The sequence below is a fragment of the Burkholderia sp. PU8-34 genome, from assembly GCF_053427725.1.
Window position 1 is genome coordinate 139,788 of sequence record NZ_JBSAXC010000017.1, and the last position, 10,436, is coordinate 150,223.

Sequence of the window (10,436 nt, forward strand, 5' to 3'; positions counted from 1 at the left end):
CATACCCGTGCGCTTGCAGAAACAGGTGCATTCGAACGCAGCCGCGCGACGAATGTTCCAGTCGCCATTGCGCGCGTCGCCGGCAGGACCCGACGATCGAAATCAGATTGCGAACCAAACGGAATCGAACCGATTGCATGCGGCGCACAGTGTCCTGACGCGGAACGCCATCGCTCGCGACTTGGTCGGATCCGCCAAATCATGATCGCGCCAGAATCGCGAAATGAGACATTTCGAAGCATCAAATGAGACAAGACGAATGGACGCAGATTGCGTCTCCTTGTGATTATTTGTTTAATAAAAGGTTTTTCAAAAAAATAATATAAGTTATTTAAAAATTGACCTTGTTTGACAAATAATTGGCGGTTGTTTTACGGTTTTTGAATTTCCCATCTCAAAATTGATGGATATAATCGCCTTGCAATTTGAAAGCGAAGGGTGAATCGATTTCGGGTTAATCCAGGAGTAGTACGGATTCCGGAAATGATTGACAGCTGTCAGTCGCATCGAATGATGGCGACGATCCGGGGCCGATATTATTCCGGGATCGAATCGCCGATAAAGCAGGGCCGGCTTTAATCAAGCGGGACGCTTTCGAACACCAGAAAGCCCGCAGGCCGCGCACGCGAGAACAGAGACCAATTTGCTAAGGGAAAGCATCAAAATGCCGCGGAAAATCCTGTCCGTATTCGGCGCTCGACCGAAAGTCATCGGGATGGCGCAGGTCGTCGACGCAACTGCAGTCGCGCCGGATCTCGAATCAATCCAGCGTGCGAACAACCTCAAGCGTCCCAATAGTCCGGGGAAATAGCCACGTGTGCCACCGGCGTCGCCAGCGATCCGTCATTCGCCTGGCGACACCCTCGAACGTGAATCCGTAAGGCCGCGCGAGCGGTACCGATAACACGGCAATCAAACCGAGAGTGAGCGATCGTCCGCATCGACGCGGATGCCCCGTTGCGCCCTGAATTCGGGCGAATTTTCCGGTGCCAATCGATCAGCAAGCGTTGCCGTGATTTTCAAGAGTTCACAAAAATTCGCAGTACTGATTGTAGATCAATGCAACGCAACGTGAAAAAGGGGAAGCACTGTATGGAGAAGAAGCAGATTTCGATGCTCGTGACGGCGATGTTCGCTGGCATCGGCATCATGGGTGCAGCGGGCGTTCATGCGCAGAGCAATTTCGTCGACCGCGGCAATCCGGACAACGCGCTCAATGGGCAGTGCATCGACGGCACGAACCCGCTTTGCGTTGCAACGAAGAGCGGCCAGTATGTCGCGGTGAGCACGGCGAAATATGTCGCCGGCAATAACGCGCAAGCCGGCAGCGGTGGTATCGCGATCGGCGATCGGGCCAACGCGAACAGCAAGGACACCAGCAGCGGCGGCGGTGGTGCGACCGCGATCGGCGTAGGTGCGCAGGCGCTCGCAAATTCGGCAACGGCAATCGGTACGGTCGCACTCGCGCAAGGTAACACGGCACTCGCGATCGGGCGTCAGTCGGCCGCGGTCGGCGACTATTCGATGGCGCTCGGCAACGTCGCCGACGCGCACGGGAAGAGCTCGATCGCGCTCGGTCATTCGGCACTCGCGCAGGGCGATCGCTCCGTCGCGATCGGCGGTGCGAATCCGACGACGAGCGACGGCGTGTCGAACGGCGCATCGTACGACGCAGTCACGCAGACGCGCGCGGGCGGCACGCAATCCGTCGCGATCGGCGCAGGCGCTCAAACGAACGGCGACAACCAGATCGCGATCGGTTCGGGCAGCGTCGGCGCGGCGAACAACACGAGCACCCCGGTGTTCGGCGGCACGGCCGCGCCGGTCGGCGGCGCCGTTTCGTTCGGGGCGATCGGCAAGGAGCGTCAACTGAAGAACGTCGCGGCGGGTGTGGACGCGACGGATGCCGTCAACATTTCGCAGTTGAAGTCGGTCAACGACGGCCTGACGACGAGCATCAGCAACGTCGATTCCCGCGTGACGAACCTGAGCACGACGGTCGGCGGGCAGATCACGAACATCAATAATTCGCTGTCGACGGCCGCGACCAACATCACGAACCTGCAAGCGGCCGACCAGCTGAACGTGAAATACACGGACGGCACGCACACCGCGATTTCGCTCGACGGCAACGGCGGCACGACGATCGGGAACGTCAAGGCGGGTGTGGCTGACACGGACGCGGTGAACGTCGGCCAACTGAACGGCGGGCTGTCGTCGCTCAGCACGAGCGTGACGAACAACATCAATACGCAGATCAGCACGCTCAGCACGACGATCAACAACCAGATTGGCGCAGCCACGAAGAACGCCGTGCAGTACGACACGGACGATCACACGAGCGTCACGCTCGGCGGAGCGGACCATGCGCCGGTGAAGCTGTCGAATGTCGCGGATGGCGTCGCGAACAACGACGCCGTCAACGTCGGCCAGCTGAACGGTGCGATCTCGCCGATCCAGACGTCGCTGTCGTCGGCCGTGACGAACATCACTAACCTGCAAGGTGATGTGACGAACCTGAGCACGTCGCTGGGCACGACGAACCAGAACGTGACGAACCTGAGCACGAGCCTGGCGGGCACGCAGACGGACGTATCGAATCTGCAGGCGGCGGACAAGCGCAACGTGAAATACGACGGCGCGGAAGGGTTCGAGACCGTGACGCTCGCAGGCCCGAGCGGCACGAAGGTGACGAACGTGAAGGCGGCGGAGCTGTCGGCGACGAGCACGGATGCGGTGAACGGCTCGCAACTGTACGCAACCAACCAGACCGTTGCGACGCAGGGCGAATCGATCACGCAGATCGGTGGCCAGGTCACGCAGAATACGACGAACATCGACGCGCTGAAGCAGGATGCGCTGCAATGGTCTGCATCGGCCGGCGCATATGATGCGTCGCACGGCAGCGGTTCGGCACAGAAGATCACGAATGTCGCGGCCGGCGACGTTTCGGCGACGAGCACGGACGCGATCAACGGCGCACAGCTGAAGAACGTGCAGGATCAGATCAACACACAGATCGGGGGTGCGACGAAGAACGCAGTCGTGTACGACACGGACGCGAACGGCAATCGCCAGAATTCGGTGACGCTCGCGGGCGGTGCAGCGGGCCCGGTGAAGCTGTCGAATGTCGCGGATGGCGTCGCGAACAACGACGCCGTCAACGTCGGCCAGCTGACCAAGTCAACCGGCAATCTGCAACAGCAGATCACCACCCAAGGCGACACGATCACGTCGATCGATCAGCGCGTGACGACGAACACCACCTCCATTTCGACGCTCAAGCAGGACGCGCTGCAATGGAATGCGACGCTCGGCACGTATGACGCGAGCCACGGCAGCGGTGCACCGCAGCGGATCGGCAATGTCGCGCAAGGTGAGAAAGGCACCGACGCGGTCAACGTCGATCAGCTGAACGCGGCGGTGCAGACCGGTGTCGGCGCACTCGATTCGCTCGCGGTGAAGTACGACGACGCGAGCAAGCGTCAGGTGTCGCTCGGCGCCGGCAACGGCGGCATTCCGGTGCGCGTGACGAACGTCGCGGAAGGCGGCGTGTACGCCGGCAGCACCGACGCGGTGAACGGCTCGCAACTGCGGTATGCAACCGACGGCGTCGCGGCTGCGCTCGGCGGAGGTGCATCGGCGAACTCGAACGGCTCGATCAATGCACCGACGTACAACGTTGACGGCGACACGTACCACAACGTCGGTGACGCGCTCGGCAATCTCGACGGCCGCGTGGCGGGCAACACGACGACGATCGAAAACCACGAAACGCGCATCGGCAACGCGGAAACGAACATCACCAACAACACGACGGCGATTTGGGGGCTGCAGAAAGACGCGCTGCAATTCGATCCGGCCATTGGCGCCTACAACGCGGCACGCGGCGGCGTGGCGACGACCATCACCAACGTGGCGGACGGCAGCATCGCGGCTGGCAGCAAGGACGCGGTGAACGGCGGCCAGCTGTTCGGCGTAAAAACCGACCTCGAACAGCAGATCACGAACGTGTCGAGCCAGACCGGAGAGGCCGTGAAAAACGTCGTGAAATACGACGTGGACGCAAGCGGCAACCGGCTGAATTCCGTCTCGCTCGTCGGCGGCAACGCTGCGTCGCCTGTCGTGCTGAAGAACGTCGCGGCCGGCGTGGACGATACCGATGCGGTGAACGTGAAGCAGTTGAAGAGCGTGCAGTCGAGCATCAACCAGATCGGTGCGATGGCTGTCACGTACGACGACAGCTCGAAGAGCATCATCACGCTCGGCGGCGGTGCGGGTGGCACGAAGATCACGAACGTGCAGGCCGGTACGCTCAACGCGACCAGCACGGACGCGGTGAACGGCTCGCAACTCTACGCGACCAATCAACAGGTCGCGAAGAACACGACCGACATCACGAACCTGCAGGAGAACGTGACCAACGTGACGAACGGCAAGGCCGGCCTGGTTCAGCAGCAGGACCCGAACGGCCAGATCACGGTCGGTGCAGGAACCGGCGGCACGTCGGTCAACTTCGCCGGTAACTCGGGCGCGGATCGCGTGCTGACGGGCGTCGCGGCGGGCGTCAACAACAACGACGCAGTGAACGTCGGTCAGCTCGACAACGCGCTCAAGGACGTCAGGACCAACCAGAACATCAAGGCGGCGGCGACCGATGCGAATACGACCTGGATCGCACGTGCGGACGCAGGGTCGTTCGGGACGACGGCAACCGCAACCGGCAAGAATGCGGTGGCGGTCGGTCAAGGCTCGGTCGCGGATCGTGACAATTCGTTCTCGGTCGGCGCGAAGGGCAGCGAACGTCAGGTCACGAACGTCGCGGCAGGTACGGCGCCGACCGATGCGGTGAACGTGCAGCAGTTGAACGACAACGTCGCGGCCGCGTCGGCAGCATCGCGCGGCTACACCGATCAGCGCGTCGGTCAGATGTACAACGACCTGAACACCGTGAAGAAGGACATGTTCGGTGGCGTCGCGTCGGCGATGGCGGTTGCCGGTCTTCCGCAACCGACTGCACCGGGGCGCTCGATGGTGTCGGCAGCCACGTCGAACTACCACGGTCAGCAAGGCTTCGCGGCGGGTTACTCGTACGTGACGCAAAACGACAAGTGGGTCGTCAAGGCGTCCGTCACGGGCAACAGCCGTTCGGACTTCGGCGCGGTCGTCGGCGCAGGCTATCAGTTCTGATGCCGGCCGGCTGGTGACGACGCACTTTCACTGAGTGCGTGGCGCGCGGATGCTGCGTGTCCTCCTGGGCGCGCAGCATCCGCACACGTTGCATGAAGGCCGTTCAACTCCGGGGCGGCAGCACGATTCCGCGGCAGGTCGCGGGTCCTGCACATCGACAACCGCTGCAATCCTCCGCACCGCGGTCGCGGGAGCCGCCGGTCCCGTCTCATCCGCCGGCAACGGCACGCGGTGCCGCACTTGCTGCGCCCGACCGTGGATCTCTGCCCGACGAGCGTGCCATATCGTCCGTCGCGATCCACCACAACGACATTCGCAAGGATCAATGCGAGGAGACCATGGCTTCCGGGGAAATCTTTCTTTCGACCGAGCGGATCGAGCCCGCGTTGCGGGACGCATACTGGCGCGAGGTCACCCGGCTCATCGCCGAGACGACGCCGGTCGCGGAGCACAGTGACGCGCGCTTGGCCGGCACGCTCGTGTCGCGGATGCTCGGCGACATGCTGCTGTGGCGTGCGTCTTTCAATGCGCAGCAATACCGGCGCGATGGCCGGACGATCGAGCACAGCGGTCTCGATCAATACGTCGTTCAGCTCGTGCAATCGGGTGTGCACGCCGGCAATTTCAACGGCGTCGATGCACGGGCGGACGCGGGCGACATCTACGTCATCGATCTCGGCCAGCCGATGAGCAGCCGGGTGGACGCGGGCGCAACCGTCGCGGTCGTCGTGCCGCGCGACGAGCCCGAGCGAGCGGCCGGCGGACGGAACCTGCACGGCGCGGTGCTTAAAGCGAACAACGGGATCACGCCCCTGCTTGCCGACTTTCTCGTGGGCCTGCACCGGGTGGCAGCGCAGGTGTCGCCGACGCAAGCCATCGCAGTGCAGGACGCGATGGTCACGCTGCTCGCCGCCGGGCTGCTGGACGCGCCGCACGCGGCCGGCAAGCATGTCGTGACGCAGGGCGCCGCGCTGCGCAGGCGGATCGTGCAGTACATTGCCCATCATCTGACGGATCGCGATCTCGGCCCCGACTCGCTGATCGCGCACTTCCGCATCTCGCGCGCGCATCTGTACCGCGTATTCGAGGCGGACGGCGGTGTCGCCCGTTTCATCCGCGAGCGACGTCTCGACCTTGCGTATCGGACGCTCGTCGATCCCCGGTCGAAAGGGCTGTCGATCAAGGAGATCGCGCTGCGCCACGGCTTTCCGAGCAGCGACCGGTTCGTGCACGCGATGCGTCAGCGCTTCGGGGTGACGGCGCGCGAGATCAGGACGGGACACGGGAAGCGCGCGACGGCCGCGCACGACCTGTCGCGCCTGCATGGCCACTTTGCGCGCCATGCGGTGCCGCTGGCGCCGTCGCCGGACACTTGCGGCTGACGATCACGGGTACGGCGTGCGCGACGGCCGGTGGATCGTTCAGCGATCGGCCAAAAAAGAAGCCACCAAGGGTGGCTTAAGAATGGCACAGAAAATACCGGACACGGGGTGTGCCCGTATATCGATTTTCACATTCTTTCGAATGGAAATGAATGGAGAAATGCTTCGATTCGTCTCATCAAATCCATCGAATTTTCTCATTTCGATAATCGACACCGAAATGCTCGAATCAACGCGGCGTGCGCCGACTCGCAGCGGGCGTTACCATTCGCGCTGTTCATCGAGCCGGTCCGGCGCAATCGGATCGGCATCCCTCCGACTTTGACTACGCTTCCGACACCATGCCACATCTGACGCTTGAATATTCCGGCAACCTCGACGGGTTCGATGCAACGGCGACGCTGACCGCGCTCAACGAAGCGCTCGTGGTTTCCGGCCATTTCGACGAACTCGACATCAAGAGCCGCGCGCTTCGTTTCGACGAATTCGTCGTCGGCACGTCGTCGGCGCCGCGCGCGTTCGTGCACGCGAAGCTGGCGCTGCTGAGCGGCCGCTCCGTCGACGTCAAGCGCGATCTGGCCGAGCAGGTGCTGGCCGTACTGAATGCGCACTGCAAGGCGCGTTCGGGAACCCATTTGCAGCTTTGTGCGGAAATGCTCGACATCGAGCGCGAATCCTACGCGAAGGCGAGTATCGCACCGCGCTGACGGCGCCGGACGACAGGTAGACCACCAGGTCGCGTGCGACGTCGAGCGACACGGCGGTGCCGAAATCCTCGTCGACGAGCGCAAGCGCGAGATCGATGCCGGCGCGTCACGCCGGCGGAAGTCCGCAGCGACCCTTCGCGAATGAAGATGCTGTCGGGATCGACCCAGGAAAATGCGGGGTTACTGCCCCGATTCCGACGTGGCGCCGCGTGCGCCGCCATAGCCGGATCCGTCGCCTTGCGATGCGTCTTTCTGTTGGGCCACCTTCGCTTCGGCCGCGAGAATGCTCGCGGGATAGAACCAGTCGCTCGGCTGGAAGCCCGCCTTCTTGAGTGCGACCACTTCGTCATGGACCTGCGCGCGCGTCAACGGCTGAGCCGATTGCGCCTGGGCAGCGAGGGGAGCAGAGACAGTCAGGGCTACGGCAATCGCGCGGACCAGGGGCTTCATGATCGTTACTCCACGTTTCGGATGACGCGACTTTGTGCCGGTCGTGCGAAGCAGTGTAGGCTGGGGGCGAAGCGCCATAAATGCTGCGGCGTCCAACTCAGTGTTCTGCCGCGTATAACAATGAGCGGGGCAGCGTGCGTCGGGCACACCGTCGGGAGCGCATCGGAATCGGATCGTGACCGCGGCCGGAACCTGTTCGCGAAATCCCGGTGCGCATGCAGAAGCCGCACACATGGGCGGGCTGACGACGCCCGGATCGGCCGCGTGTCGCTACGCGCCGTTCAGCGCTTCGAAGCCCGCGGCGAGCGCATCGAGCAGGTGACGGACGGCGGGAACCATGCCCCGGCGTGACGGGAAGATCGCGTGCACGAGCCCTGGCGTTGCCGACACACCGGGCAGCAGGTGCAGCAGCCGGCCTGCCTGAATGTCGTCGGCCACCAGTTCCCGGGGCAGCTTCGCCACGCCGATCCCGCGTAGCGCCGCATCCCGGAGGCTGGCCAGGTCGTCCGTCGCCAGGCGCGGCTGATGCACCCAGGGCGTGACCGGCTCGCCGGCGTCGATCAGGTGCCAGACGAACTTCCCGCTGTCGCTGGCCATCGACAGCGTGGGCCATGCCTTCAGGGATTCGATCGACGTGGGGGCCGGATGGCGCGCCGCCAATTCCGGGCTTGCGACCAGAACCTGGACCGACAAGCCGAGGTTCCGGACCGCGAGATCGGTGCTTTCCAGCGGCGGAAGCCTGACCCGGATCGCAAAGTCCAGGCCTTCCTCGACCACATCCACGCGGCGGTTGGTCGCGTCGACCACCACATGGACCTGAGGATTGGCCGCGAGGTATCGCGAAATGATCGCGGACACGCCGGAGCTCAGCAAAGCGACGGGGCAACTGATTCGCACGGTGCCCTGCGGCTGGGACCGCGTCTGGTCGACGATGTCCTTGGCGGCCTTCGATTCCGCGACGACCGCGACGCAATGTTCGTGGAACCGCCGCCCGGTTTCCGTCAGCGACAGGCTTCGGCTCGTGCGGTTGAGCAGGCGGACCCCAAGCTCCTCTTCCAGCGCGCGAATGCGCCGGCTGAGCTTCGACGTCTGCACGCCGAGGCTCCGCGCGGCTGCCGTGAAGCTTCCATGCTCGACCACTTCCGCGAAGAGACGAAGGTCGTTGAGATCGGTGATCGGGTTCATCTGCGTGGTTCCGTCGAACGCAATCGTTCTGCCAACGGCAATGTTACTTTGTGATTGCGGATCTATGCAGTCGATTGTTGCGAATCTAGCATGTTGTCAACGCGTGGCTGCTGGCCGATCCCGATCGGGCGCCGGCCTGGCAACGGCCCGCTTCGCGGGCAGCACCAAAAGGATGCGCACATGCTGACTCATCGGCGTTGGGAATCACTGGACGAAGCGGACATCGGCTGGCTGCGTGCCAAATACCACTTCGTGGTCAGTGCCGACGGCAATCCCGAGCACGGCGCGCTGGGCCCGCTGATCGTCTGGAACGACGACGAGATTGCGGTCGGCAGCGGCTTCCCGATGCACGGGCACCGCGACATGGAGATCGTCACGTACGTGCGCCAGGGCGTGCTCGGACATCGGGACACGCTGGGATCCGAAGGCACGATCCGCGCGGGCGAAGTGCAGGTCATGAGCGCCGGCACGGGCATCCGTCACGCCGAGTTCAATGTGGGCGACACGCCGCTCAAGGTCTACCAGATCTGGCTGCTGCCGCGTACGAGCGGCGAAGCACCGAGGTGGGAAACGAAGCCTTTTCCGGAAGGCGAGCGATCCGGGGGCTTCGTCGTGCTCGCCAGCGGCTTCGCCGACGACGCGCAAGCGCTGCCGATCCGCGCCGATGCGCGGCTGCTGTGTGCCGCGCCGAAGGCGGGCGAGCGCATTCGCCAGACGCTCGGGCCCGCGCGCCGCGCCTACCTCGTCGTGGCTTCGGGAAGCATCGAAGTGAACGGTGAACGCATGGGGCCGCGGGACGGTGTCGCGATCACGGACGTGGCGGGGGCCGAGATCGTCGCTTTTGAAGATTCCGAGCTGGTGATGGTGGACGCCGGCTGAATGCATGTTCTCTTGTCCACCCGAGTTGTTTCATTCAGGAGATTGTCATGCATCGCTACAGGTTTCTTCCGTTGTTGGGTCGCATTCTGATCGGCGCGCCGTTCGTCATGAGCGGACTGAGCAAGCTGGGTGCATACGGCGCGACGGTTGCCCATATCTCGGCCGTGGGCTTGCCGGTGCCGCCGCTCGCGTTCGTCGTGTCGGTGCTGATCGAGGCGGGCGGCGGCCTGCTGCTGATGTCGGGCTACCGCGCACGGGGCGTGGCGTCGGTGATGGCGGGGTTCTGTGTGGTCACGGCCGTGTTCTTCCATCACGACTTCGCCGACCAGAACCAGATGATTCACTTCCTGAAGAACGTAATGATGGCAGGCGGCCTTCTGCAGATCGCCTACTTCGGCGCAGGCGCCTTCAGTCTGGATGCGCGTTCGGGCCGGGTCGCGTTGCGCGCTGCGACGCCGAGCGCGAGCTGAGCGTCATCGAACTCGCCGGCGCACGCTATCAGCGCGAATTGATCGCGAAGACGGCAAACAAGCTGTTCGGTTGAGCGCCGGCCGCCGTTCGCGCCGTCGACGCGTGAACGAATCGGCCGGGCGAATGGCGGCCTGGCCGGCGCCGACCCCGATCTTTCGTCAAACCGAGGAAC

At 63.7% G+C, this 10,436-nt stretch carries 7 protein-coding genes and 1 pseudogene; 5 read left to right on the forward strand and 3 right to left on the reverse strand.

The window, feature by feature from the left end:
* Positions 1-1,092 precede the first annotated feature (1,092 nt).
* From ACV22Z_RS29700 to ACV22Z_RS29710, 3 genes are all read left to right on the forward strand, one after another.
* Positions 1,093-5,190, forward strand: a complete 4,098-nt coding sequence (locus ACV22Z_RS29700; RefSeq protein WP_448079829.1) for a YadA family autotransporter adhesin — start codon at positions 1,093-1,095, stop codon at positions 5,188-5,190.
* Positions 5,191-5,528: 338 nt separating this feature from the next.
* Positions 5,529-6,572 carry a helix-turn-helix domain-containing protein gene (locus tag ACV22Z_RS29705; protein WP_448079817.1) on the forward strand — a complete coding sequence of 348 codons (1,044 nt, stop codon included), beginning with the start codon at positions 5,529-5,531 and terminating at the stop codon, positions 6,570-6,572.
* Positions 6,573-6,913: 341 nt separating this feature from the next.
* Positions 6,914-7,279, forward strand: a complete 366-nt coding sequence (locus ACV22Z_RS29710) for a 5-carboxymethyl-2-hydroxymuconate Delta-isomerase (RefSeq protein WP_448079818.1) — start codon at positions 6,914-6,916, stop codon at positions 7,277-7,279.
* Positions 7,280-7,292: 13 nt separating this feature from the next.
* On the opposite strand, the pseudogene ACV22Z_RS29715 reads toward ACV22Z_RS29710, so the two are convergent.
* From ACV22Z_RS29715 to ACV22Z_RS29725, 3 genes and pseudogenes are all read right to left on the reverse strand, one after another.
* Positions 7,293-7,443: pseudogene (locus tag ACV22Z_RS29715) on the reverse strand (GlxA family transcriptional regulator); the annotation flags it as partial.
* A 16-nt stretch (positions 7,444-7,459) separates the two neighbouring features.
* Positions 7,460-7,729, reverse strand: coding sequence for a DUF4148 domain-containing protein (locus tag ACV22Z_RS29720; RefSeq protein WP_448079819.1), 270 nt, complete (start codon positions 7,727-7,729; stop codon positions 7,460-7,462).
* 270 nt (positions 7,730-7,999) lie between these two features.
* A complete protein-coding gene (locus ACV22Z_RS29725) occupies positions 8,000-8,914 on the reverse strand; it encodes a LysR substrate-binding domain-containing protein (RefSeq protein ID WP_448079820.1) in 915 nt (304 codons plus the stop codon).
* A gap of 180 nt (positions 8,915-9,094) precedes the next feature.
* On the opposite strand from ACV22Z_RS29725, the gene ACV22Z_RS29730 reads away from it, so the two are divergent.
* Both ACV22Z_RS29730 and ACV22Z_RS29735 read left to right on the forward strand, forming a co-directional pair.
* Positions 9,095-9,793, forward strand: coding sequence for a pirin family protein (locus ACV22Z_RS29730; RefSeq protein ID WP_448079830.1), 699 nt, complete (start codon positions 9,095-9,097; stop codon positions 9,791-9,793).
* A gap of 47 nt (positions 9,794-9,840) precedes the next feature.
* The gene (locus ACV22Z_RS29735; protein ID WP_448079821.1) at positions 9,841-10,263 is read left to right on the forward strand and encodes a DoxX family protein; all 423 of its coding nucleotides are present in this window, start codon (positions 9,841-9,843) and stop codon (positions 10,261-10,263) included.
* Positions 10,264-10,436: the final 173 nt, after the last annotated feature.